At 38.6% G+C, this 26,859-nt stretch carries 23 protein-coding genes; 18 read left to right on the top strand and 5 right to left on the bottom strand.

The genetic code is table 11. From position 1 onward, the window contains the following. The first annotated feature begins 11 nt into the window (after window positions 1-11). The 6 genes from uvrB to GA0116959_RS07010 all read left to right on the top strand — a co-directional run bounded on the left by uvrB (window position 12) and on the right by GA0116959_RS07010 (window position 7,128). Complete coding sequence (uvrB, locus tag GA0116959_RS07035) at window positions 12-2,036, top strand: excinuclease ABC subunit UvrB (protein ID WP_053578275.1); 2,025 nt, start codon at window positions 12-14, stop codon at window positions 2,034-2,036. Window positions 2,037-2,154: 118 nt separating this feature from the next. After that, entirely contained in the window at window positions 2,155-2,742 is a 588-nt protein-coding gene (locus GA0116959_RS07030; RefSeq protein WP_053578274.1) for a lipocalin family protein, read from the top strand. 136 nt (window positions 2,743-2,878) lie between these two features. Further along, entirely contained in the window at window positions 2,879-3,811 is a 933-nt protein-coding gene (rarD, locus tag GA0116959_RS07025) for an EamA family transporter RarD (RefSeq protein WP_092719804.1), read from the top strand. Between the two features lie 262 nt (window positions 3,812-4,073). Continuing rightward, window positions 4,074-5,531, top strand: a complete 1,458-nt coding sequence (locus tag GA0116959_RS07020; RefSeq protein ID WP_053578272.1) for a glyceraldehyde-3-phosphate dehydrogenase — start codon at window positions 4,074-4,076, stop codon at window positions 5,529-5,531. 209 nt (window positions 5,532-5,740) lie between these two features. Next, entirely contained in the window at window positions 5,741-6,436 is a 696-nt protein-coding gene (locus GA0116959_RS07015) for an MFS transporter (protein ID WP_171256883.1), read from the top strand. An 11-nt stretch (window positions 6,437-6,447) separates the two neighbouring features. Further along, on the top strand, window positions 6,448-7,128 hold the full coding sequence (locus tag GA0116959_RS07010; protein WP_092719801.1) for a hypothetical protein: 681 nt from the start codon (window positions 6,448-6,450) through the stop codon (window positions 7,126-7,128). Between the two features lie 63 nt (window positions 7,129-7,191). Here GA0116959_RS07010 and GA0116959_RS07005 read toward each other — a convergent pair whose 3' ends face one another. After that, complete coding sequence (locus GA0116959_RS07005) at window positions 7,192-8,055, bottom strand: SDR family oxidoreductase (RefSeq protein ID WP_092719799.1); 864 nt, start codon at window positions 8,053-8,055, stop codon at window positions 7,192-7,194. Between the two features lie 114 nt (window positions 8,056-8,169). Here GA0116959_RS07005 and GA0116959_RS07000 point away from each other — a divergent pair, with 114 nt between their 5' ends. From GA0116959_RS07000 to proB, 3 genes are all read left to right on the top strand, one after another. Next, window positions 8,170-8,547, top strand: coding sequence for a winged helix-turn-helix transcriptional regulator (locus tag GA0116959_RS07000; protein WP_053578268.1), 378 nt, complete (start codon window positions 8,170-8,172; stop codon window positions 8,545-8,547). A gap of 283 nt (window positions 8,548-8,830) precedes the next feature. Beyond that, window positions 8,831-10,051: an Obg family GTPase CgtA gene (cgtA, locus tag GA0116959_RS06995; RefSeq protein ID WP_053578267.1), complete on the top strand. Its 1,221-nt coding sequence runs from the start codon at window positions 8,831-8,833 to the stop codon at window positions 10,049-10,051. Between the two features lie 28 nt (window positions 10,052-10,079). Continuing rightward, window positions 10,080-11,213: a glutamate 5-kinase gene (proB, locus tag GA0116959_RS06990; protein ID WP_053578266.1), complete on the top strand. Its 1,134-nt coding sequence runs from the start codon at window positions 10,080-10,082 to the stop codon at window positions 11,211-11,213. A 63-nt stretch (window positions 11,214-11,276) separates the two neighbouring features. Here the strand turns inward: proB and GA0116959_RS06985 are convergent, their stop codons facing one another. Continuing rightward, complete coding sequence (locus GA0116959_RS06985) at window positions 11,277-11,873, bottom strand: phosphatase PAP2 family protein (RefSeq protein WP_092719797.1); 597 nt, start codon at window positions 11,871-11,873, stop codon at window positions 11,277-11,279. A 117-nt stretch (window positions 11,874-11,990) separates the two neighbouring features. Beyond that, complete coding sequence (locus GA0116959_RS06980) at window positions 11,991-12,695, bottom strand: SIMPL domain-containing protein (protein ID WP_092719796.1); 705 nt, start codon at window positions 12,693-12,695, stop codon at window positions 11,991-11,993. A gap of 473 nt (window positions 12,696-13,168) precedes the next feature. Here GA0116959_RS06980 and GA0116959_RS06975 point away from each other — a divergent pair, with 473 nt between their 5' ends. The 9 genes from GA0116959_RS06975 (at window position 13,169) to GA0116959_RS06935 (ending at window position 24,679) form a co-directional block, all read left to right on the top strand. After that, a complete protein-coding gene (locus tag GA0116959_RS06975; protein WP_053578263.1) occupies window positions 13,169-14,542 on the top strand; it encodes a diaminobutyrate--2-oxoglutarate transaminase in 1,374 nt (457 codons plus the stop codon). After that, window positions 14,542-16,074 (top strand): pyridoxal phosphate-dependent decarboxylase family protein, encoded by a 1,533-nt coding sequence (locus GA0116959_RS06970; RefSeq protein WP_092719794.1) that lies wholly within the window; start codon window positions 14,542-14,544, stop codon window positions 16,072-16,074. The genes GA0116959_RS06975 and GA0116959_RS06970 overlap by 1 nt, the downstream gene beginning before the upstream one ends. 162 nt (window positions 16,075-16,236) lie before the next feature. Beyond that, a complete protein-coding gene (locus GA0116959_RS06965; RefSeq protein ID WP_092719793.1) occupies window positions 16,237-17,607 on the top strand; it encodes an MFS transporter in 1,371 nt (456 codons plus the stop codon). 432 nt (window positions 17,608-18,039) lie between these two features. After that, entirely contained in the window at window positions 18,040-19,065 is a 1,026-nt protein-coding gene (locus GA0116959_RS06960) for a substrate-binding domain-containing protein (RefSeq protein WP_053578260.1), read from the top strand. Window positions 19,066-19,166: 101 nt separating this feature from the next. Then, a complete protein-coding gene (gene pstC / locus GA0116959_RS06955; protein WP_053578259.1) occupies window positions 19,167-20,546 on the top strand; it encodes a phosphate ABC transporter permease subunit PstC in 1,380 nt (459 codons plus the stop codon). Next, entirely contained in the window at window positions 20,543-21,934 is a 1,392-nt protein-coding gene (pstA, locus tag GA0116959_RS06950) for a phosphate ABC transporter permease PstA (protein ID WP_092719791.1), read from the top strand. Before pstC ends, pstA begins: the two co-directional genes overlap by 4 nt. Window positions 21,935-21,946: 12 nt before the next feature. After that, window positions 21,947-22,873 carry a phosphate ABC transporter ATP-binding protein PstB gene (pstB, locus tag GA0116959_RS06945; RefSeq protein WP_053578257.1) on the top strand — a complete coding sequence of 309 codons (927 nt, stop codon included), beginning with the start codon at window positions 21,947-21,949 and terminating at the stop codon, window positions 22,871-22,873. A gap of 308 nt (window positions 22,874-23,181) precedes the next feature. Beyond that, window positions 23,182-24,144 carry a protease SohB gene (gene sohB / locus GA0116959_RS06940; RefSeq protein WP_053578256.1) on the top strand — a complete coding sequence of 321 codons (963 nt, stop codon included), beginning with the start codon at window positions 23,182-23,184 and terminating at the stop codon, window positions 24,142-24,144. A gap of 139 nt (window positions 24,145-24,283) precedes the next feature. Next, entirely contained in the window at window positions 24,284-24,679 is a 396-nt protein-coding gene (locus tag GA0116959_RS06935) for a hypothetical protein (protein WP_092719789.1), read from the top strand. Window positions 24,680-24,710: 31 nt separating this feature from the next. Here the strand turns inward: GA0116959_RS06935 and GA0116959_RS06930 are convergent, their stop codons facing one another. Together GA0116959_RS06930 and purB are read right to left on the bottom strand one after the other, a co-directional pair. Beyond that, on the bottom strand, window positions 24,711-25,352 hold the full coding sequence (locus GA0116959_RS06930; protein WP_092719787.1) for a DUF2238 domain-containing protein: 642 nt from the start codon (window positions 25,350-25,352) through the stop codon (window positions 24,711-24,713). A gap of 81 nt (window positions 25,353-25,433) precedes the next feature. Next, window positions 25,434-26,822, bottom strand: a complete 1,389-nt coding sequence (purB, locus tag GA0116959_RS06925; RefSeq protein WP_092719785.1) for an adenylosuccinate lyase — start codon at window positions 26,820-26,822, stop codon at window positions 25,434-25,436. Between the last annotated feature and the right edge of the window lie 37 nt (window positions 26,823-26,859).

Raw genomic sequence — 26,859 nt, 5'->3', positions numbered from 1 at the left:
TGATGGATACTATGCAGGATACTCCGCAACCTTTTGAATTGGTCACCAGCTATCAACCCGCAGGTGATCAGCCACAAGCCATCGAAAAATTAGTCAGTGGCATAAAAAAAGGTTATCACGACCAGTTATTGTTAGGGGTAACAGGTTCGGGTAAAACCTATACCATGGCCAATGTGATTTCACAGCTACAACGTCCAACCATTGTGATGGCGCATAATAAAACCTTGGCGGCACAGTTGTATGGCGAATTTAAATCCTTTTTTCCCAACAATGCGGTTGAATATTTCGTCAGTTATTATGACTATTATCAACCCGAAGCGTATGTTCCATCTTCAGATACCTTTATTGAAAAAGATTCAGCTATCAATGATCACATTGACCAGATGCGTCTTTCTGCAACACGTTCATTATTAGAACGCCGTGATGCCATTATTGTAGCCTCTGTTTCTGCAATTTACGGTTTAGGTGATCCGAATGCTTATATGAGTATGCTGTTGCATATTGTCCAAGGTGACCGAATTAGTCGTGATGACTTGATTCGTCGTTTGGTTGAAATGCAATATAGTCGCAATGAACTCGAGTTTTTACGCGGTACGTATCGTATACGCGGTGAAATTATGGATATTTTTCCTGCCGAATCTGATCAAAATGCCATTCGTATTGAACTGTTTGATGAGGAAGTGGACTCTATTCGTTGGTTTGATCCTTTAACGGGCAAAATGGTACGTAAAGTTCCGCGAGTGACGATTTACCCCAAAAGTCATTTCGTTACACCAAAAGATAACTTGCAGCGTGCCATAGGCACTATTCGTGAGGAGCTCAAAGATCGTTTGGCTTTTTTTAAACAACATGACAAATTATTAGAAGCACAACGAATTGAACAACGCACCCGTTACGATTTAGAAATGATGCAACAGTTGGGTTATACCAACGGAATTGAAAACTACTCAAGACATTTATCCGGTCGTCCATCGGGTGAAGCGCCACCGACATTATTTGATTATATTCCTGATGATGCTCTACTGATTATTGATGAGTCACATGTGACTGTTCCGCAAATTGGTGCAATGTACAAAGGTGACCGTTCACGTAAAGAAAACTTAGTGAATTATGGGTTTCGTTTGCCTAGTGCGCTAGATAACCGTCCAATGCAGTTTGAAGAATGGGAACGTATTGTACCGACCACGATTTATGTCAGTGCAACACCTGCCAAATATGAATTGGAAAAATCGGAACAAATAGCCGAGCAGGTGGTTCGTCCTACAGGTTTGATTGATCCTGAAATTGAAGTTCGTCCAGTCTTAACCCAAGTCGATGATGTACTTTCGGAAATTAATCTGCGTAAAGATTTAGATGAGCGTGTTTTAGTGACCACTTTGACGAAACGTATGGCAGAAGATTTAACCTCTTATTTAAAAGAATATGGGGTGAAAGTCGCTTATTTGCACTCAGACATTGATACGGTTGAGCGTGTCAAAATTATTCATGAATTACGTTCTGGTGTGCATGATGTGCTCGTGGGTATTAATTTATTACGAGAAGGTCTGGATATGCCAGAAGTATCTTTGGTGGCTATTCTTGATGCCGATAAAGAAGGATTTTTGCGTTCGGAGCGTTCACTCATTCAAACAATAGGTCGAGCTGCACGTAATGTGAAAGGAAAAGCGATTTTATATGCTGACCGAATTACAGATTCTATGCGAAAAGCAATTGATGAAACCGACCGTCGTCGTAATAAGCAAATCGAGTTTAATACATTACATGGCATTATACCGCGCAGTACGAAACGTCAAAATAATAAAGATATTGATACTGGTGAAGTACTAACGGACGATCAAATTGATGAAAATATTTCAAGTCAGGCGCGCGCGTTAAGTGCGGATGAACGACATATTTTGGCCGATCCGAAATTACTGGCTAAACACATGTCAAAACTGGAAAAGGAGATGTTAAAAGCATCGAAAGAATTACAGTTTGAACAGGCTGCCAGATTACGTGATGAGATTGTTCGCTTAAAAGCCCAAATGTTGAGTTAGAGTATGATTTTATTGTGAAATTATTACATAACGCTACAGTATCAGACTGTTGGAATGGTTATTTTTAATCATATATTTGTTTTTAAAATTTATAAGATGGATTGAAAAGGATAGGTTTATGGCAAAGAATAATCTTCCAAAAGCGGGCTTTACTTTGGCTAAAATTGCCTTAGGTGGCGCAGTGTTAGTCGGTTTGGGTGCGGTGACGGTAGCGTATGCACAAACCAAGCCATTACAGACGGTAGAAAAGGTGGAGTTAGATAAATACTTAGGCGTTTGGTATGAAGTCGCGCGTAAACCTATGTATTTTCAAAACCAATGTGATCGTGATGTGTCAGCAACTTATACACTGAATGAAAATGGCAATGTCAAAGTAGATAATCGTTGCTACAGTAAAAGTGGCCAGTTGAAACAATCAGTTGGTGAAGCTTTTGTACAAAATTCGCCATTTAATACTAAATTGAAAGTCAGCTTTTTACCTGAAGCCGTTCGATGGTTACCAGTCGGTCGGGGGGATTACTGGGTTTTAAAACTGGATGAAAACTACCAAACTGTATTGGTAGGTGAACCACGACGTAAATATATGTGGGTATTGTCTCGCTCAGCACACCCAGATGAATCAGTAGTAAAAGAATATTTGGATTATGCAAAGTCACTTGGATATGATTTGAGCGATATTATTCATACTCAACAAACCCAGAAATAGAACTTAAATGGCAATAGAAAAAACCATGCTTCGGCATGGTTTTTTTATTCAATGATCAAATTAAAAATATGAAAATTCAAGTTTTATGAGTGGGACATCTCTATAATGCAAATCAAATAAATTCAGAGGTGTGAAGATGTACAAAGGCGTAATATTGTCTATATTGGCATCAATCACTTTTGGGGTTTTATACTTTTATACTCAATTTTTAAAACCTTTTGACAGCGAGCAAACATTTGCTTGGCGTATGTTAGCCACCTTACCATTCCTCAGTTTATTTATGTGGTGGCTAGGCGACTTAAAGTATATCAACGAAATTTTTAAGCGTATTGTTCATCAGCCCACAATTTTAATCTGGTTAGTTGTCAGTTCTTTTTTATGCACGACACAGCTTTGGTTGTTCTTGTGGGGACCCATCAATGGTCGTGGATTGCAAGTTTCATTGGGTTACTTCTTATTGCCCTTAGTCATGGTTTTAATGGGATGTGTATTTTACAAAGAAAAATTATCAAAATGGCAAGTTGCTGCCGTTGTATGTGCCAGTGTTGGCGTTGGTCATGAATTATGGCGAATCGGCAGTATGGCTTGGGAAACATTATATGTTGCGATTGCTTATCCTATTTATTTCTTTCTAAGGCGTGCATTTAAAACCGATCATTTGGGGGGCTTTTGGTGGGACTTATTTTTAGTCATGCCGGTCGCTATTTATTTGGCGACGATGCACAACCACTCTTTTGTTTTGATTGAACAATTTCCCCATTTAATCTGGGCAATTATTGGCTTAGGTTTTTTAAGTGCATTTGGATTGGGCAGTTATATGTTGGCCAGTCGTTATCTGCCTTTCATCATTTTTGGGTTACTGAGTTATTTAGAGCCTGTGTTACTTGCTTTGGCATCGATTGCATTAGGTGAAAACGTTGGAGCTGCAGAATGGTTAACTTATATCCCAATTTGGCTTGCCGTTTTATTGTTGGTGATTGAAGGCTGTCTACATATAGCTAAGCAAAAACACAAACAAAAAACACTGTTACAAAATCTTGAACAATATTCAAATCGTTTAAAGAAATAAAAAGCACATTGCTTTATATTTTTCTGTCTTTTTGAGTTTTAGCCAGCATTGTCTGTTTTATCCTAAGAAATCCTTTAAATTTATTGCAGAGATGAAATTTACAAAAGTATTGAGCACTATTTTGTTCATTTATAGTGAATATAACGCAAAATATACTGGACTTAATCAGCTTTTGATTCAAAACTACCGATAATTCCTTTACAATTATGGCGTTTTAGAATTTATGCCTAGCCTAGATATATATTAATTAGAGGACGTATCTGTGAGCAAAGACACTATCATCGCCTTACATGCAGAGCACCAAGGTCGTTGGAAAAACCGTGAAGAAATCGCGGAACACATGATTGCCTTAATTGGTCAGTTGTATCGTGAAAAAAATATCGTGACTTCTGTATTTGGTCGTTCTTTGGTTAACCGCTCAGTTATCCAAATTTTAAAAGCCCATCGCCGTACACGTGTAGTCGATGTTGAGCTTTCAGTTGTTCATACTTTCCCTATTTTAGAAGCTTTGGCGAAAGTTGAAAATATCGGCTCTGCTGAAATTGATCTAGGTAAACTTGCAGTTGAATTTAAAGAAAAAGGCGGCAACATTGATGCTTTTGTTGCAAGTGCTGTTCAATCTTTAGAAGGCAATCCTGCAACAGTAGAGCCGAAAGATGTTGTACTTTACGGTTTTGGGCGTATTGGCCGTATCCTTGCGCGTTTAATTATTGGTCAGTCTGGTTTGGGCCGGGGCTTAAACCTTAAAGCGATTGTTGTTCGTAAATCATCAGATGGTGATTTAGAAAAACGTGCATCTTTGCTTCGTCGTGACTCAATTCATGGGCCATTTGCAGGTACTATTTCTGTAGATGAAGCCAATGAAGCGATTATTGCGAATGGTAATTATATCAAAGTGATTTACGCATCTAGCCCAGCTGAAGTGGATTACACTGCATTTGGAATCAATAATGCTTTGGTAATTGATAATACGGGTAAATGGCGTGATGCAGAAGGTCTTGCACAACACTTGAAATGCCCAGGCGTTGCTCGTGTCGTATTGACTGCGCCAAGTAAAGGTGAAATGAAAAATGTCGTGTATGGTGTAAACCACACTGATATTTTAGACGAAGATAAAATTATCTCTGCTGCAAGTTGCACAACAAATGCAATTACACCTGTATTAAAAGTGTTAGATGACAAATACAAAGTGATTAATGGTCACGTTGAAACAGTTCACTCTTTCACCAATGATCAAAACTTAATTGACAACTACCACAGTGCGGATCGTCGTGGTCGTGCTGCGACTTTGAACATGGTCATTACTGAAACAGGTGCAGCTAAAGCAGTCGCTAAAGCACTTCCTGCACTTAAAGGTAAGTTGACGGGTAATTCAGTACGTGTTCCGACGCCAAATGTGTCATTGGCAATTCTGAATTTAACCCTTGAGAAAGAAGTTGATCGTGAAGAAGTGAACGAATACATTCGTCAAATTTCAATCAACTCAAACCTACAAGGTCAAATTGGTTATACCAACTCGACTGAAGTGGTGTCGTCAGACTTTATTGGTTCGCGTACTGCGGGTGTATTTGATGCGCAAGCCACTATTACATCAGGTACACGTTTAACAGCTTATGTTTGGTATGACAACGAAGTCGGTTATAGCTGCCAAGTGCTACGTATTGCTGAACAAATGTGTGGCGTAAGCTATCCAAAAGTTCCTGCTGAAACAAATGCATAATTTGTAGATGTAGTAAAAAGGGCCTCAAATGAGGCTCTTTTTTTGTTTTCTTAATTAATAAGAGTAAAGTACTGTATTTACCAATTTATAGAGTCGAATGATTTAAATAAAATTTTTTATATACAAAAAATTGCATACTTTTTGATATTTTTAGTAATAATCATCCTAAGAAAAAAAAGATCAAGGAAGAGCAGTTGCAAGTAAAACACATGCTAAGTGGATTAGCATTTATTGTGTTTGCTTCACTCTGTGGTGTAGTTATCGCCATTTGGGTGTTTAAGCATTTTAATATTTACATTCCACTAGAAAACCAAGCTGTAAATATCGATTTACAAGAACCCTTACAGGCGAAAGTTCAAATTCATGATGCTTTAAATGTTGATGTGACTGGACGAGTTAATGCAGAAATTCCAATTCATGAAAATCTGAATATTCCTCTCACGCAAACATTAACACCTCATGTGTATTTTGATAATCAAGTTCCAATTAAAACGACGATCCCTATTCAAGAAATATTAAAGGTAGATCAAAATTTACCTATCAATACCCAAGTTAAAGTTCGCATATTAGGTAAGGATATTACACTTCCTTTAAAAGGAACTATTCCCATCAAGTTAGATGTTCCTATTCATATGAATGTACCTTTAGAACAAAATGTACATTTGAAGTTTGATGCTCCAGTAAAAGCAGTACTTAAGGAAAATTTGAATATACCGTTACATACAACCTTAAAAACAAATATTCCCATTCAAGGTCATTTAAATGTACCTATTAAAACGGCTTTAAAAGCTTCAGTCGATGTACAAAATACTTTGCCTATAAAAATTGAGCAGGGTGAATTAAAAATTCCCTTACATAATTTGCGTTTAAGCCGCCAGACTATTTTAGAGCAAAAGAAAAATTAGGAAGAAAGATCATGTGGATATTTCGTTCTTTCAAAAGTTTATTGTTAAGCTTTAGCGCAGTAGTTTTGTTGGTTTCCATTCTTTTTTGGTTATATTTGAATATTATAGCTTCAATGCAACTTTCAGCTGATCGGGCACGAATAGAATTACCCGATTCATTACCTACTAAAATTCATGTCGGAAATTATTTAGAAACTCAATCAGTGGGAATTTTAGATACCCAAATTCACTTAAATCATCAGTTATTATTACCATTAACAGGCAGATATTTAGCAAATTTGCAGTTTGAAGTTGAAACGCCTATTTCAGTATCTGTGAATTATCAAACAATAGTCAAAATAGACCAGACCTTGCCGCTTCGTGCAACGACAGATCTGGTATATCAAAATAAATTTTTACCCCAATTCCCACTAAGTTTGGATATCCCTATTCAGCTTGAGGTTCCTTTTCAGCTCAAAAAAACCTATGCTGTTCCTGTAAAAATTTCTTTTAATGGCCCTGTTTTTTTTGAATTTAATGAAGCAGTGGATTTACATGTATTACACCAGTTTGCACCTCAGCTCAAAATTAATGATCCTATGACCATGCGTAAAATTGCAACTTTTAATGCCACCATGTATAACCAAGAACGAAATACGACGGCAAATTTAGACATGAGCATGAATGTACCAATCCAGAGTATTCGTCCTTAGTTTATTTTCCTAAACCTCTTCTCCTTAAAGTGTAATCAAATAGTTTAGGAGAGAATGATGGCCTTAGTGAGATTTCATTAATATCGCTTTAACTTGATCTTGAATGGTTGTCGTTTTATGACCGAGCAATTTTTCTAAATCTTGACTGGTACTAAATAAAGCACCTTTTTCAGCTTGCACGTCAGCATCCACTATAACGTCGGCTAGACCTGCCGGAAGACCTGCTTCTAATAAAGCTTGTGTATATTCATTGGCAGTTAGATTTTGATAAATAACCGATTTTCCAGACGCATCTGTAATTTTCTGTGCTAAATCCGCTAAAGTGAAACTTTGAGAACCTGCAAGTTCATACGTTTTATCATCATGATTCTCAGATGTTAAAACTTTAGCTGCTGCTTGGGCATAATCTTGACGAGCTGCAGAACTAATTTCCCCTAAACCTGCAGCACCATAGAGTTTGCCATTTTCGACTGTATGAGTAAGTGCAGCTAAGTAATTTTCGCTATACCAGTTATTACGTAAAATTGTATATTTAAGTCCACTCGATTTGATCAGGTCTTCAGTTTCACGATGTTCTTGAGCCAAACCTAAAGGTGAAATATCAGCATGTAGTAAACTGGTATAAGCAATATAAGGAACACCTGCTTGCTGTGCTGCTTCAATGATAGCCTTGTGTTGTGGGGTACGACGTCCGATTTCATTGGCTGAAATCAGTAAGAGCTTATCAATACCCAATAAAGCTGATGTTAATGTTTCAGGATGATCATAATCAAAATGACGCAATTCAATCCCTTGGGCTTTTAAATTTTTGGCTTTAGAGGCATTGCGGACTAACGCAATGATATTTTCAGCAGGAGTCACTTTTAAAAGAGCGTGTATCACCAATTCACCGAGTTGACCTGTCGCGCCAGTAATTGCTATTTTCATGTTCAAAACCTCTAGATTGTTTGTTTTATATACTTGATGTTTTGATCATATTGCATTAACTTACTTAATGTAAGTACGTACCTAAAGGTAAGTTAAAGAATATGGAGAAAATGAATGAGTCACTACGAAAAGAGTATTTTGCTTGGACAGGTTTTGTCGAATGAATGTCCTTCACGTCAAATATTAGAACACTTAACCACAAAATGGTCGGTATTGGTGTTACGTTGCTTGAGCGAAGGTATACACCGTTTTAGCGAATTAAAGCAACGTATAGAGGGGATAAGCGAAAAAATGCTGGCACAAACTTTAAAACTGCTTGAAAAAGATGGTTTTTTAATTCGAACGGTTTATCCAGTTGTACCGCCTAAAGTGGAATATCAGTTGACTATTTTAGGCGCTCAAGCCGCTGAAAAATTAACGGGATTGATTGGTTGGATTGAACGTAATTTGCCCGAAATTTTAGAAAATAAAAAAACCACGGACAAAGATTAATTTTCCTATTTTCAAATAAATTTAAATTTTTATTGAGTAACGAAAAAATCATTCTAGCGGATTAAAAGCTGCGTTTTAAAAATGATATGGATGGATAAAAACAAAACGAGGATTCACTTTCCAAATAACCTATTATCGAGCGTCGAGTCAGTCGTATAGCGCTAAACAACATCAAATTGGCTTTAGCCAAGCAAAAATCATGTAATGCTGAATAATACTATTCGAGAAATTTTGTAAAATATGGCAGAATATGCGGTTTTAAAGTATTTAGAGGATTGGCAGTATGCGCTTTGTTGATGAAGCAGTCATTACCGTAGAGGCTGGCGACGGTGGCAATGGCGTAGCCAGTTTTCGCCGTGAAAAATTCGTACCCTTTGGTGGCCCAGATGGTGGTGACGGTGGCCGTGGAGGCTGTATCTATGTTCAGGCAGATGATGACACTGGCACACTTGTAGATTATCGTTATACCCGTAAATTCCGTGCAGAACGCGGTAAAAACGGTCGCGGTGCAAACTGTTCTGGTCGTGGTGGTGAATCTGTTGTACTGAAAGTTCCAGTAGGAACAACCATTGTTGATGTAGAGTCAGGCGACATTATTGGTGATTTGGTTGCAGATGGCCAACAAGTCATGGTGGCATTAGGTGGTGATGGTGGCTTAGGCAATACCCATTTTAAATCATCGACCAACCGCTCACCGCGTAAGTGTACACACGGTATTAAAGGTGAATTTCGTGAAGTTCGCTTAGAGCTTAAAGTATTGGCCGATGTTGGTTTGCTGGGTATGCCAAATGCAGGTAAATCGACCTTTATTCGTGCTGTATCGGCAGCAAAACCTAAAGTTGCTGATTATCCTTTTACCACCATGATTCCAAATTTAGGTGTGGTAGATGCAGATAGTCATCGTTCATTTGTGATGGCGGATATTCCAGGGCTAATTGAAGGTGCATCAGAAGGCGCAGGTCTCGGGATTCGTTTCCTCAAACACTTGGCACGTACCCGAATTTTATTACACATTGTTGATGTTCAACCGATTGATGGTTCAGATCCTGCGTACAATGCCAAAGCCATTTTACAAGAATTGAAAAACTTCTCTCCAACATTAACCAAGTTACCAGTTGTTTTGGTCTTGAATAAAGTTGATCAGCTAGATAATGATACACAGGATGAATGGTGTAATCATTTGCTTGAAGAAATGCAATGGGAAGGTCCAGTATTCCAAACTTCTGGTTTAATGTCGGAAGGCACTAAAGAAGTTGTTTATTACTTAATGGATGAAATTGAACAACAACGAGAACGTGAACAGGAAGATCCTGAGTACGCAGCAGAAGTCAAAGCATTCCGTGAACAGCTTGAAGCTGAAACACGTGAGCAAACTATTGCTGCGAAAGAAGCCTACCGTGAAATGCGCCGTCAACAACGTCTAGCAGGTCTATTGGCCGACGATGATGAAGATGAGGACGACGAGGGTGATGATGGCGAAATGGAAGTATTTTACGTACGTTAAGCGCTTAGGATAGCGTATTGAGGACAAGATGATAGAAGTGGTAGATGGGCAACGTCAGCTCAAGGCTTGTAAACGAATCGTTGTTAAAATCGGATCATCTTTACTTACAGCAAATGGGCAAGGTTTAGATTTGGATGCAATTTCGCATTGGGCGGAACAAATTGCAGATCTACACAATGCAGGACACGAGATTATTCTAGTGTCGTCGGGTGCTGTGGCTGAAGGCATGGTTCGGATGAAACTGGAGAGCCGACCCACTGATTTACCGAGTCTTCAAGCGTGTGCTGCTATTGGTCAAATGGGTCTTATTCAGACTTGGTCGAGTGTATTGGAAAAGCATGCAATTCAAACTGCCCAAGTTTTACTGACCCATGATGACTTAGCCGATCGCCGTCGTTATTTAAACTCTTGCGATGCATTGCAAAATTTGATCGATTGGAAAGTGATTCCGGTCATCAATGAAAATGACACTGTTTCTACAGATGAAATTCGCTTTGGTGACAATGACACTTTAGCCGCGATGGTTGCAGGTCAGGTACATGCGGATTTGTTGATTATTTTGACTGATCAACAAGGCATGTTTGATTCTGATCCCCGTTCAAATCCAAATGCGAAGCTGTTCCATACAGTTCGTGCTTTGGATGAAAGCCTGTTTGATATGGCAGGTGGGGGTGGGAAGTTTGGTCGTGGTGGCATGTTAACCAAAGTGCGTGCTGCACGGTTGGCTGCAAAATCGGGTTGTCCAACTTTAATTGCTAGCGGTGAAAGTGACCAAGTATTGGCTCGTTTAATGTCGGGTGAGTTACTTGGAACATTATTTATTACTGATAATGACCGTATAACTGCGCATCAACAGTGGCTTGCTGCACATTTACAAACTGCAGGTCGTCTGATTTTAGATGATGGCGCAGTTAAAGCGATTAAAGAAAATCATCGTAGTTTATTGCCTGTAGGGGTTAAAGCTGTCGAAGGTCATTTTGAACGGGGCGATGTAGTGGAATGTGTTGATGCGAATGGTGGGCGAATTGCAGTTGGTCGTGTCAATTTTAGTTCGCGTTCAGCTGAAATTGTGAAGGGTTTATCTTCAGATAAAGTGCATCAGGTTTTAGGTGAAGCGCGTTCTTTAGAAATGATCCATCGCAACCACATGGCGATTTACTAATGTACTAAAACTGTTCGTATAAAAAAACCCACTCTAGAGTGGTTTTTTTTATACATATTAGAATTATTTTACATAGCCTTTTTTGATAAAGGGTTTAAATACAGCATGATGGATTTTAAGTACAAATTCTATAATCGTTATTTTGAATCGATTCCATAAAGCTAAACCAAAGAAATTCAATATAAAAGCAAGGGAAAAAGCACCCAACATATCTAAAGGAAAATGTACACCTAAATAAACACGTGACCAAGCCACTAGCCAAGCCAATAAAATTAATATGATCCCAAGACTACGTTTTTCTGAGAAAAAGTATGAAAAGGCAATCGTACTAAAAATCAGCATGTGGTCGCTGGGAAAAGAACCATTGGGCGAGTGGTAAATTAAGGTACGTCCTACTTCCATCACAAAAGGGCGTGGGTGATAAAAGCTGTGAGAAATAATTTGACTAATTAAAAGTGCCACAGTCGTGAAAATAAATGCTTTAACAATCTGTTTTTTAATGGCAAAATTTCCTCTAAGCCAATAAAAACCAAAAAAAAGTAGCATAATATAAAATAAATCATTGGCGATGAAAATTGCAAAGCGAATGGTCATCTCATGGGCATGATTTGAGGCATTAAACCATTCAAAAAGGTGCAGATTTAATTCAGTGAAGTCCATAAAAGTGGAGATAAAAATAAAAATAACGCGCTAATTTATCAGAACTTTCGCATTTCTACATAGAAAAAGACCACAGTTTTGTGGTCTTTTTGATGAAGCATCGTGGGTCTAAATGGCTTATTTAAACTGAATGGTACCATTTGCATTGACAGTGATTTTAGATTCTCCCGCAGCAACATTCTGAGCATCGGCAGCTTCAGCGCCTGAAAACTTAGCCATACTGGCACGCATCATCATAGGTTGTGGATAATTGTTACTGGTATTGAGGTTTAAATTGACCAAGTTGTAACCTGACTTACTCCAAGCTTGACTGAGCATTTGTGCGCGTTGTTGAAAGTTTTTTGATGCTTCAATCATCAATTCATTTTCAACTTTTTTGCGCTGTGCATCCGATACGGTAAAGTTAATTGATTCAGTTTGAAAGTTTTGTTGTAGTTCACTCACCAGTTGGCTTGCAGCTTTAAAATCTGTACTTTCTATTTGCACTTCTGCACGACCACGCCATTCTTTCAGCTTACGATTTTCATTGTCATACACTGGATAAGTTGTTTGCGAACCTGTTTCAACTTTAACCTGCGGATATTTTTTTGCCAGCATCATGGCTTGATTCATGAGTTGGGTAATTTGAGAAGCAAGTTCAGCAGGTTGTTTGTTACTTTTTTCAATGTACAAAATTGCGTGCATTTCATCATTAGATACTTGACGTGCAGCTTCAGCTTGAACATTGACGATATTATAATTTAAAGCTTCATTTTGTTGAGCAAAAGCAGAAGTACTTAATGCACAAGCTAAAACTAGGGTAGGAGTTGTTAAATAACGCATTTTTTTAACCTATTTTTTGTAAGTAATATGGGATGCAATATAAGTTTATCTTAAAGTGTGTTTATGGTGAATTTCAGTAGACTTTGTGGTGGGATTGTAAAAATAAATTAAAATCGATAAAGATTTATGAATGATAAAATGTTAAATAAATGAATATCTTAGGTTGAATTATAAATATATTTTTATTTTATTCTATCATTTGCTTAATAAAAGCATAAAAAAATAAGGTTTTCTTTCTCCTGTCACAATGTAAGATGATAATTCAACCTACAGATTATCCTAAAATTTTTTCGATGAAATTAGGATATAAAAATATCGAAAGTTGTTTATTTTCCATCAAAATTCGGTATCATCCGCCCTCTAGTCATGGCAAACAAAATTAAGTCTGACTAGAACCTATAAAGCACCGAGTCAACAGACCAAAAGTCACCCGACTTATTTCTTTCAACCCATATCAGAGATGGTAATTCGATATGAGCGTTTCTTCTGTAAATCCTGCCCCTAATTCTACTAACGAATACTATTTGACTCGCCAAAGTCAGATGGAATCTAATGTTCGTAGCTATCCACGTAAATTACCGTTGGCAATAGCAAAAGCTTTAGGCTGTTGGGTTACTGATGTTGAAGGTACAGAGTACCTCGATTGTTTGGCTGGTGCAGGAACTTTGGCTTTGGGCCATAATCATCCTGCAGTGATTCAAAGTATTCAAGATACACTTGCAAGTGGTCTCCCATTGCATACTTTGGATTTAACAACGCCTTTAAAAGATGCTTTTACTGAAGCTTTACTTGAGCAGTTACCGGGTGGTAAGGCTGAGTATTGTTTACAGTTCTGTGGTCCATCTGGTGCAGATGGTACAGAAGCAGCCATTAAATTAGCCAAGACCTATACAGGTCGTAATACAGTGATCAGCTTCTCTGGCGGTTATCACGGTATGACGCATGGTGCTTTAGCCATGACTGGTAATTTATCTGCTAAAAACTCAGTGAATGGTCTCATGCCAGGCGTACAGTTCATGCCTTATCCACATGAATATCGTTGCCCACTGGGTTTAGGCGGCGAAGCGGGAGTAGATGCCTTAACGTATTACTTCGAAAATTTTATTGAAGATGTAGAAAGTGGTGTAACTAAGCCTGCAGCCGTGATTCTTGAAGCGATTCAAGGAGAAGGTGGTGTCGTGACTGCACCGACCAAATGGTTGAAAAAAATTCGTGAAGTGACTGAAAAACACAACATCGTGCTGATTCTTGACGAAGTTCAAGCCGGTTTTGCGCGTTCAGGCAAAATGTTTGCTTTTGAGCATGCTGGGATTGAGCCTGATGTCGTGGTTATGTCTAAAGCAGTAGGTGGTAGTTTACCGCTTGCAGTACTGGGTATTAAGCGTAAGTTTGATGCATGGCAGCCAGCAGGTCACACGGGTACATTCCGTGGTAACCAATTGGCGATGGGTACAGGGCTTGCAACGATTAACACGATTAAAGAGCAAAACTTGGCACAAAATGCCCAAGAACGTGGTGATTTCCTACAAGCTGAGTTTAAAAAGTTAGCAGTAGAATTTCCATGTATTGGTAACGTACGTGGTCGTGGTTTAATGCTAGGTGTTGAAATTGTAGATGAACGTCAAAAGGCAGACCACATGGGTTCATTACCTGGTGATGGTCAGTTGGCTGCTGCAATTCAAGCTGCTTGCTTTGACAACAAACTATTGTTGGAAAAGGGTGGTCGTAACGGTACAGTGATTCGTTTACTTTGTCCGTTGATCATTACCCATGAGGAGTGTATTGAAGCGGTTGCTCGTTTCAAGAAAGCACTTGCTGAAGCACTTGTAGCAACTCGAGGCGCATAATGGTTGATTTTGCAGAACATCGTAAAGCTTTATTCTGTAATGATGCACAATCTATTGCTGACTATCAGTCAGCAATGGGTGAAGCGGTTAATGCCGTTTCTGCATGGTTACAAAATGACAAAATGTACACTGGCGGTAGCATTAAAGAGTTGCGTAGTGCAATTGCATTCAATCCTTCGAAAGATGGAATGGGGGTGCAAAAATCACTTGATCGTATGGTGGAGCTTTTCTTAAATAAAAGCTTAAAAGTACATCATCCGCATTCTCTTGCGCATTTGCATTGTCCAACGATGGTGACGAGCCAAATTGCGGAAGTACTGATTAACGCAACCAATCAATCCATGGACTCTTGGGATCAAAGTCCTGCGGGTTCTTTGATGGAAGTACAGCTGATTGACTGGCTACGCCAAAAAGTTGGCTATGGTGCTGGTCAAGCCGGTGTGTTTACTTCTGGTGGTACGCAGTCAAACTTGATGGGTGTATTGCTCGCACGTGATGCATGTATTGCTAAAAACTGGAAAGACGAAAACGGTCAGCCGTGGTCTGTTCAGCGTGATGGTATTCCTGCGGATGCCATGCGCAATGTCAAAGTCATTTGTTCTGAAAATGCACACTTTTCTGTGCAAAAGAATATGGCGATGATGGGCATGGGTTTCCAGTCGGTTGTGACTGTTCCTGTGAACAAAAATGCACAAATGGATATGGATGCTTTGGATAAAACCATGGCTGATCTTCAGGCAGCAGGTAAAATCGTAGCATGCGTAGTTGCGACTGCGGGTACAACTGATGCTGGCGCAATTGATCCATTGAAAAAAGTACGTGAAATCACTAATAAATATGGCGCGTGGATGCATATTGATGCGGCATGGGGTGGTGCACTTATTCTTTCAAATGACTATCGTGACATGTTAGATGGTATTGAGTTGTCTGACTCGATTACACTTGATTTTCATAAGCATTATTTCCAAACCATTTCGTGCGGTGCATTCTTACTTAAAGATGAAGCCAATTATCGTTTTATGCATTATGAGGCTGAGTATTTAAACTCTGCGTATGATGAAGAACATGGTGTGCCGAATCTGGTGTCTAAGTCATTACAGACGACACGCCGTTTTGATGCATTAAAATTATGGATGACCGTTGAAGCATTAGGTGAGGAACTTTATGGTTCAATGATTGACCATGGTGTGAAATTGACGCGTGAAGTGGCTGACTACATCAATACAACTGATGGTTTAGAAATGTTGGTTGATCCACAATTTGCCTCAGTATTGTTCCGTGTGATTCCTGAAGGGTATCCAACAGAGTTACTGGATACATTGAATCAAAACGTAGCAGATGAATTGTTTGCACGTGGCGAAGCGAATATTGGTGTAACAAAAGTGGGTCAAAATCAATCATTGAAAATGACCACTTTAAGTCCAGTTGCAACTTTAGACAACGTAAAATCTTTGCTGAAACTTGTGTTAGCAGAAGCAGATCGTATTAAAGATGCAATTGCTGATGGTAGCTATGTGACAGCGCTTGATTAATGTCATGGTTGTATAAAAAAGAGGTCTATTCAGACCTCTTTTTTTTATCTATAAATATTTAAAACTTTCACTATCATGCATAAATACATACTTTATAAGTGTTTGACCCGCATGTTATAGGGTTTTAAAGTGGTCTGATCATCATGGATGAAGACTAGAAATATGGAATCTATTTCAAATGAAAAATCATTAATTAAACAAGTAATAGATCAACGAATATCGCGTTATCAATGGATGGTGATATTGCTCTGTTTTGCAATTGCCTTATTTGATGGCTTTGATACTCAAGCAGTGGCGTTTACTGCGCCTGCTTTATTAGAACATTTTAATTTACAAGCAGGTGCTTTGGCACCTATTCTAACTGCTGGCATCGTGGGTATGACGATTGGCGCCATGCTGTTAGGTTTGTTGGGAGATAAATTAGGGCGTAGAAAAACCTTACTTTTTTGTACAGCTATATTTTCTATTGCCACCCTATGTACTGCCTTTGTGACCAATATTGAGCAAATATTTATCTTACGCTTGATTGCAGGTTTAGGTATGGGCGGTGCAACTCCAGTTTTACTTGCTTTGGCTGCTGAATATTCGCCGCAACGTTACAAAGGTACAGTGACCACTTGCGTATTGTTGGCTTTACCTGCGGGTGCGATGTGTGGTGGATTGTTAGCAGCAAAAATTTTACCTATTTTAGGTTGGCAAGGGATTTATTTAATTGGTGGAGTTCTACCCCTTATTTTGCTGTTTATATTGTATTTTTTATTACCAGAATCATTAGAGTATTTGGCGCAGAATTCTAAAGCGTCATCCCATGCGACTATTCAAAGAATTTTAAATAAAATTTCACCTCAACCTGTTGATTTTATTCCAATAGATCAACCAAAAATTCCAGCCAATCAAGTTGAAAAAGCTAAATTGGCTGTTTTGTTTCAAAATGGGCTTGCACGTACAACGCTTGGGGTATGGGGAACTTACTTTTTTAACTGGATTGCTTGGTTCATGTTGTTGTCGTGGTTGCCAACAATTCTGAAACAAGCAGGTCTTGCAGCAGATCAAGCGCCCTATGCCTCAGTGACTGTAAATGCTGCATTTATTGTATTTGCTTTGCCACTGGCATACTGGTTGCCTAAATTGAATACGGCTAAAATTTTAACTTTTATGCTGATTACTGGCTTGGCTATCGTTTTAGGTTTGGGTTTGCTGATTGAAACGCAACAGTGGGCTTATATCTTTATTTTGATTGCTTTGGCAGGATTTGGAATTGGTGGACAGCAACTTGCCTTGAATTATTTGGTAGTTGCTGCATATCCGACCACAGTCCGTGCGACTGCAACAGGTTGGGCAATTGGTATGGGGCGGATGGGTGCTATTATTGGTTCGGCTATCGGTGGCTTAATTCTGAATAGTTATGGGGTTACGGGATACTTTTTTGCCTTGGGCGGGCCATTAATCTTGGCTTTATTCTGTGTAAGTCTAATTAAGTATCAACAGTCAAAACCAAATCAAGACCTGAACATTGTTCAAACTGCTGATTGAAAAATAGAATACGCTTTCCAATTGGTATCGTTAAAAAAGAGGCTAAATTTAGCCTCTTTTTTTAATTCAACAAATTTAAAGGGTATGGATAAATGCTTCCAAATGGAATTTATAGGGATTTAAAGATTAAAATTTAGAATAAAAATGGCAGTTATTACACCAATAAAAATGCTTGTTTCAATAAATTTAAATGAATAGTTACATTTTCCAAAAACTAATTATAAAAATTTAAGCTTTTAAAAAATCTATAAGCGTCTCATTCACATCATTTATTTAGTCAATAAAAAGCCTTTAATCAATTATCATTAAAACGTCATCTAGCTGTAACTTGATTGTCATATTATAAAATCAAAATGCTGTTATCGAAAAAGTACAAAACTTTATAAAAAAGTTACGGACTTTCAAATTGCATCTAAATTAAGAGAGAACAGAATGCGCTTAAATTACATCGCACTTGCTTTAGCAGTTTCAGGGGCAGTTGCAGCGACAACCGCAAATGCAGCTCGTGACACGATCCAGATTGCTGGTTCTTCAACAGTTTTACCATACGCAAGTATTGTCGCTGAAGAATTTGGTAATAATTTTCCTCAGTTTAAAACACCTGTGGTTGGCTCTGGTGGTACTTCTGGTGGTTTAAAGCAATTCTGTCAAGGTGTAGGTGATAACACAATCGATATCGCCAATGCATCTCGTAAAATTAAAGATACTGAATTAGCAGCTTGTAAAAAAGCCGGTGTAAGCCAAGTATTAGAAATTAAAATAGGCTATGACGGCATCGTATTTGCGTCTAATTCAACTAAAGCTGCATATAAACTACGTCCTCAACATGTATTTGCAGCATTGGCAGCTGAGCTTCCTTCAAACGGTAAAATGGTTGCAAATCCATATACGCGTTGGAACCAGATTGATAAATCTCTTCCAAATGAAGCAATTACTTTGGTTATTCCTGCATCAAACCACGGTACACGTGAAGTGTTCCAAGAGAAAATGGTCGATGCTGGTTGTGAAGCATATGCAGCAATTAAAGCTTTAGATAAAGATGCACAAAAGAAAGCATGTTCTACTTTCCGTAAAGACGGTAAAGTAATTGAAATTGCGGGTGATTACACAGAAACATTGGCACGTTTAAAAACATCGCCAAATGCGGTGGGTGTATTTGGTTTAGGTTTCTATGATCAAAATCGTGACAAATTGCGTGTAGCAACTGTAAATAATGTAGCGCCATCTGAGAAAACAATTTTGAATGGTTCTTATCCTGTATCACGTCCATTGTTCTTTTACGTGAAAGGTGAGCATCTTAAATCAATCAAAGGCTTAAAAGAATTTACTGAATTCTTTAACAGCAAAAAAGTGTCTGGTAAAGGCTCTAAGTTGGAAAAAGCAGGCCTGATTTCAATGTCAGATAAAGAACGTGCACAAGTTCTTGCAAACTTCAAAGCTGGTAAAGCCGTTAAGTAATTCAAAGTTAAAAAGCGAATGGCAGAAGTATCTGCCATTGGCTTTTTGCGCTAAGTCAAGTTTTTTCAAATAATCAAAATTGAGAAAACAGTGGAGAATACATGAATCTGCTACTCATAGGTGTTTTACTGGCATTGATTGCCGTAGCCTATCAAATCGGGTTATCGAAAAGCCGTAATCTAGCAGGTAAGGGAAATAATTCTGCGAAATTACACTCTCGTCCAGGATATTACGGTGCATTGGTTGCTCTATGGTGTGGTATCCCTGCTTTTTTAGTTTTATTGGTTTGGAATATTGTCGAGCCGAATATTCTACGACATGTCGTTTTAAGTAATATTCCTGCAAATATCGCAGCAACGCTCGATCAAGCAGGTATTGAAGTATTAATTGATCGCGTTCAAGCCATTGCTTCAGGTTTTGGTGTTAGCGATCAAGCGGCTGTATATGAAGTTGCAGCTGCACGAGAACTCGCAAAAATAGAAACGATCAGCTCTTTTGCAAAATTAGCTGTTGTCATTTGCGCTGCACTGGTGGGATTGGTTTGGGCAAAAAAACATGTTGCTCAGCAGTATCGTGCACGTAATCAAGTTGAAAAAACAATCAATATTGCTTTGGCTTTATGTTCAGGTGTCGCAATTTTAACCACGATTGGTATTGTGATGTCGATGTTCAGCGAAGCAATGCGCTTCTTTGACTTTGTCAGTCCACTCGATTTCTTTTTTGGTACAGAATGGAATCCCGGATTTAGTACCTCAGGAAGTGCTGAAGGAAGTTATGGCTTACTCCCACTTTTATGGGGTACCTTAATGGTGAGTGGTATTGCTTTATTGGTTGCAGTACCTGTCGGTCTGATGATTGCAATTTATTTAGCTGAATATGCACCACCAAGTTTTCGTGCTTGGGCAAAACCAACCATTGAAGTTTTAGCGGGTATTCCAACCATCGTGTACGGCGTATTTGCGCTGATGATTATTGGCCCATTCTTTAAAATGTTGGGTGCCACAATTGGTCTGGAAATTAATGCGACCAGTGCTTTAACCGCAGGATTTGTCATGGGGATCATGATTATTCCATTTGTATCTTCACTTTCAGATGACATTATTACTCAAGTACCCCGTGCTTTACGTGACGGTTCTTTGGGATTGGGTGCCACGAAGTCTGAAACGATTCGTCAAGTGGTGATACCCGCAGCATTACCCGGCATTATTGGGGCGTTCTTACTGGCAGCTTCCCGTGCTATTGGCGAAACCATGATTGTGGTACTTGCAGCAGGGAATAGCCCGCTATTACATGCAAATCCGCTTGAAGCCATTTCAACGGTGACCATTACGATTGTCAATCAGCTCACAGGTGATACAGACTTTGCAAGCCCTCAAGCATTGGTGGCATTTGCATTGGGTTTAACCTTATTTGTGATTACTTTAGGTTTGAACATTGTTGCACTGTTTATTGTGCGTAAATATCGCGAGCAATACGAATGAGTACTTCTAATACATCTTCTCTGGATCAAGTACAAGATCCTCGCGTTGCAGCTGAATTACGCGAAAAACGTAAACAGAAAATTTCAAGTTCTTTGGCCAAGCGCCATCGTAAAGAAAAAATGTTCCGTTTTTTTGGATTCTCTGCTGTCATTACTGGTTTGTTCTTCGTCGTTTTGTTATTTGGCAGTATCCTGATCAAAGGCTTACCTGCATTTTGGCAAAGCAGTATGAACGTGCCTGTTTATTTTGACCCGACGATTATTAACGTAGGACCAAAACCGACGCAAAGCCAAGGGGAATCTCCTGCACAATTCCAAGAGCGTTATATTGCTTGGCAATCTGAAATGGGCATGGTTGACTGGGATGCTCTTATTGTAAATGGTCTGATTGCGAAAGATCCGAGCATTGCATCAAAAAGTGATGAGATTGGAAGTTTATATACCAGTTCTGAAAGTTATCGTCTGCGTGATATGGTATTTGCAGATCCTGCATTAATAGGCCAGAAAAAAGATTTAAATATTTTGGCTGATGCAAATGTAGATGTTTGGTTGGCAGGAAACATTGATCGTTCATTACCAGATGAACAGCAACAACTTAGCCCTGAAATTCGTCAGATCGCTGATGATTTAAAGGCAAAAGGTGTGATTGAAAATACCTTTAACACCAACATTTTTACCAACCCAGATTCACGTAGTTCACCTGCAACTTCTGGTTTGGCTGGTGCATTCATGGGCTCATTGTTCATGATGTTAATTGTGATTTTTATCTCAATTCCAATTGGCGTGGCATCTGCAATTTACTTAGAAGAATTTGCACCGAAAAACTTTATTACCGATGTAATTGAAGTCAATATTAATAACTTGGCTGCTGTACCATCCATTGTTTTTGGTCTACTCGGTGCTGCTATTTTTATTGGCTGGATGCATTTACCGATTTCAGCACCAATGGTAGGTGGCTTGGTTTTAAGTCTCATGACACTCCCAACTGTAATTATTACCACACGTGCTTCGCTTAAAGCAGTACCGCCTTCGATTCGTCAAGCAGCATTAGGTTTGGGTGCATCTCGTGTACAAACAGTTTTTCATCATGTTTTACCTCTTGCGATTCCAGGTATTTTAACAGGTGCAATTATTGGGGTTGCCCAAGCACTTGGTGAAACCGCGCCATTGTTACTGATTGGTATGAGTGCATTTGTTGCAAGTGTACCTGCTACTCCGTTTGATCAATCAACGGCATTACCTGTACAAATTTTCTTATGGCAAGGTAATGAATTGCGTAACTTCTTTGAAGGGCGTACTGCAGCTGCGATTATTGTATTACTGGCATTGATGGTGAGCTTGAATGGTCTTGCTATTTGGTTACGTAAGAAATTTGAAGTTCGTTGGTAGGAGAGGCAATATATGAATACTGAATCAGCTATGTCAAAAACAAATTCCTTAAAACAGGATAAATCCGTGAATCCAGAACAGAAACAATTTACCGCTCCTGAAGTAGATAAAGCACGACCAAGTACTTCATTTATTTCTCAATTTGATACTCAGACGTCAACTAAAAAAGAAAGTGAAACGTCAAATGTAAAATTGAGTACCTCAGATGTACATGTTTATTATGGTGAAGCAGAGGCAATCAAAGGTATTGATTTAAATATCTATGAAAATGAAGTCATTGCATTCATTGGTCCATCCGGTTGTGGTAAATCCACATTCTTGCGTACTTTAAACCGTATGAACGACACCATTGATTCATGTCGTGTAACGGGTAAAGTGATGTTAGATAATCAAGATTTATATGATGCTAACTTAGATGTGGTATTGCTTCGTGCGCAAGTTGGTATGGTTTTTCAAAAGCCAAATCCTTTCCCAAAATCTATTTTTGATAATGTGGCCTATGGGCCTAAACTTCATGGTTTGGCACGTGATAAATATGACCTTGAAGAAATTGTTGAAAACAGCCTACACAAAGCTGGACTTTGGAACGAGGTCAAAGACCGTTTAAACCAACCGGGTACTGGTTTGTCCGGTGGTCAGCAACAACGTTTATGTATTGCACGTACCATTGCGGTGAGTCCAGAAGTGATTCTAATGGATGAACCCTGCTCAGCACTCGACCCAATTGCAACAGCAAAAATTGAAGAACTGATTTCAGAACTTTCAACTCAATATACGATTGCTATTGTGACTCACTCGATGCAACAAGCAGCACGCGTATCGGATCGTACAGCATACTTTCATTTAGGTGATTTAATTGAGGTGAACTCGACTGAAAAAGTATTTACTCAACCCGATCATCAATTAACTGAAGCCTACATTACAGGCCGTTTTGGTTAAGTTTAAATGTTGATTATAAAAATAAAAAAATAAGGCCGGCTGAAGGATTATTTATTTCGCTTGCTCAGCAATAAAAATAGACTTTTGTATTGTGCAGAAGTCTTTTTTTATGCGGTTCCTGTATTTAGCGGGGAATCATTTTTAAGTTGATCGCAATATTTCAAGATATTATTTTCAAAATAATGATCATGAGCAGTCAATATATTGCAATCAGAAAGCTAGAGGATTTATAAAATTCATATTGAATTTTTGAGCATTAGGCCTCATGTTAAAGATCACAGTAAATACAATTAGAGAAATTATTTTCTATGTTATTCCATACGCCTAAATTACCTGCCGAAATTCGTATTAGTCATTTAAATGCGCGTGTAAATGAACAACGTAAAAAAATTGCGCAAACTACTGCGGGCAAATTTGAACTATTACAATTGGCTCAGCAACTGTCTAAGGAAACAAGATTACGTAAAAAGAATAATCAAAAAGTTTATGTACTCGATTTCAAAGGAGATACAGCGGCATCTGCGGTTGAAAATTTGAGAGAAGAAATTACGCTTATTTTAGCGACAGCAAAAGCAGGGCGTGACCGTGTTGTTGTTCGTTTGGAAAGCCCAGGCGGTATGGTACATAGCTATGGTTTAGCTGCTGCACAATTGGTACGTTTGCGAGATGCTGGTTTTAACTTGACGATTTGTGTCGATAAAGTAGCAGCCAGTGGTGGATATATGATGGCCTGTATTGCCAATGAAATTGTTTCTGCCCCTTTTGCAGTGCTGGGTTCAATTGGTGTAGTGGCGCAAATACCAAACTTTAACCGTTTATTGAAAGAAAAAAATATTGATTTTGAATTATATACTGCGGGTCAATACAAACGTACAGTGACCATGTTTGGTGAAAATACTGAAGAAGGTAAAGCCAAATTTGAACAAGAATTGCAACAAACACACGAGCTATTTAAGCATTTTGTTGAAAAATATCGTCCACAACTCAACGTTGAACTCGTAGCAACAGGTGAGCACTGGTATGGTAAAGATGCACTTGAATTAAGTTTAGTTGATCAATTGCAAACTTCAGATGAATACTTACTGAGTTTATTGACGCAGCATGATGTCTATATGATTGATACCCGTCGTAAACCTACTTTCGGTGAAAAATTAGGCTTACAAGCTGCACAAATGGCGGATGGTTTGATTCCTGCGGTAATGAATAAAGTGATGGAAACTTTGACTCAAGCCAATTCAAATTTGATTCAAATAAGAGATCCAAAACTTTAAGCAAATAGTCTGATTCAGAATTAAGGCACACTTCGGTGTGCTTTTTTATTACTTTATTAAATGCTTATGCTAATATTATTTCATCATTATTCAATTGTTTAGCAATAAGATGGCAACGTTTCTGATAGTTTTGGGGATCATGTGCAGTGTTGGATTGCCCACCTACGCCATTTTATATATTGTTCCTCAGGTTAAACCAAATGATTGGAAAGCGGGTGCCCCATTTCTCTTGATGCTTCCTGGATTTTTAATTTTTGGTTATGGAGCATATTTAAATAATAATAAAACCATTACTGTGTCTACAGCCTGCGGTATTGTGAAATATTATAAAAACTATTCTACTGGAGGACGGCATAGCCAGAAGACTTTTGAGCGAATTACAGTTCACTTGGATCATTCTCAATATTTCCGCCATTTTCGGTTTGATGAAAGTTTGGCGCGTCAAAATAAAGATGAGTATGTTTGCTTTGAATTATATGATCGTCAGAAAAATACGCATTTATCTGAATCGAAAATTTTAAAATGGATAGATTGAGCGTAAATAAAATGATTCTAAAAAGACTTTATTAAATTGGTGCTGATGGCTTTGGTGCTTTTATTAAAAAAATCAGACCCGAAAGCATTGCGCCAAGAGTCGCCAGTAGCATATCCATGTGCGCATCCCAAATATCTCCTTGCTGTCCATTATAGTTTTCTGCCTCCTCTGGTGATAAACCCATCGCAATGCTCCATTCGATCCATTCATAAATGAGGCTGGTCGCCATGACAAATTGAATGACCAAAAGAAAAAGTGTGAAGGGTTTTAATGTAGGTAACCAAACTTGAAATAGACGATAGAAGATGGGGTAAAGTAATAAACCTGAAGCAAGATGGACCAGACGATCGTACATATTCCGTGACCAACCCAACGTTTGATTTAAATCAAAATTGAATAATTTTATGAGCCAGTCATTATAAGGTACATAAGAATAAAGATAGTGCGCACCGACAATATGAATCAGTAAAAATAGAAGATAAAAAAGAAAGCTAGAATAATTCAGTCCTATCTTTTTTAAACAAATGAATAGCGCGATCAGCATTAATACTGTACCAATCTGATGCAATAGATAAGACGATAATTCGAGGGGCTGAATACTTGCAATGATAGTTGCAAATAAAACGAAGCCAAGTGCAAACCAATGTTTTAAGCTGAATTGATATTCAATCATCTTATTATTTTCAACTCTAAAGTATTGCAATGATAATGAAAAAGCGAAGCCGAAGCTTCGCTTTTTGGTATTAAAATTTAATTAGATTTTAGCAATCAAATCTTTAATTTGTTTGGCTTGATCCGCAGCATTACCCGTGTAAGTTGCAGGAGTCATTGTCGCGAGACGTGCACGATCTGCAGCAGGCACTACTTCAAGCTCATGACCATTTACGAAATCTACCATCATGTCACGTGTCATGGCTTGACCGCGAGTAAGGGCTTTTAATTTTTCGTATGGTTTTTCTACGTTGTAACGACGCATAACGGTTTGAATCGGTTCAGCCAAGACTTCTTGAGCATGGTCCAAATCTTCATCAATACGTGCAGCGTTAAGCTCTAATTTACCAATCCCTTTTAAGCAGGCATCAAATGCAATTAAGCTTTGTGCAAAACCAACACCCATGTTACGAAGCACGGTCGAGTCAGTTAAGTCACGCTGCCAGCGAGAAATAGGCAGTTTTTCACCCAAGTGAGCCAATACTGCATTGGCTAAACCTAAGTTACCTTCAGAGTTTTCAAAATCAATCGGGTTGACTTTATGTGGCATCGTTGAAGAACCAACTTCACCTTCTTTCAAACGTTGTTTGAAGAAACCTAAAGAGATATAACCCCAAACGTCACGGTTAAAGTCGATCAAAATGGTGTTGAAGCGACGTAACGCATCAAAAAGTTCCGCCATGTAATCATGTGGTTCAATTTGCGTGGTGTACGGATTAAATGCTAAACCTAAAGATTCAACAAATGCTTGTGAATGTGCAGGCCAGTTAATATCTGGATATGCTGAATAATGCGCATTGTAGTTACCTACAGCGCCATTGATTTTACCGAGTAACTCAACATTGTTAAATTGCTTGATCTGGCGAGCAAGGCGGTAAGCCACGTTCGCCATTTCTTTACCCAAAGTGGTTGGGCTTGCTGTTTGACCATGTGTACGAGACAACATTGCTTGTTCTGCATGTGTTTCAGCCAAAGTCGCAATGGCATCGATAATGCTTTGCATAGAAGCAACAAGAACGTCACGACCATTTTTTAACATAAGGGCATGAGACAAGTTATTGATGTCTTCAGAAGTACATGCAAAGTGAATAAATTCACCTGCATCTTTTAATTCATCAATATGTGCAATTTTTTCTTTTAGGAAGTATTCAACCGCTTTTACGTCGTGGTTAGTGGTACGTTCAATCTCTTTAATACGGTTTGCATCATCTTCAGAAAAATCTGTAACGATTACATCTAAAGCAGCATTGGTTGCTGCTGAAAAAGCAGGAACTTCAGTAATTTCTGGACGGTTTGCAAGCGCTTGTAACCAACGCACCTCAACAGTCACACGAGCATGGATTAAACCAAACTCAGAGAGGAAAGGACGAAGCGCATCACATTTGCTTGCGTAGCGTCCATCTAATGGAGAAAGTGCGGTTAAAGCGTTCATAGCGATTCCTTAAACTTTGGAATTAAACGTAAAACAA

The organism is Acinetobacter albensis (assembly GCF_900095025.1).
Lineage (GTDB): Bacteria > Pseudomonadota > Gammaproteobacteria > Pseudomonadales > Moraxellaceae > Acinetobacter > Acinetobacter albensis.
Note: the sequence above shows the minus strand (reverse complement) of the source record. Positions and strands in the feature narration are given on the sequence as shown.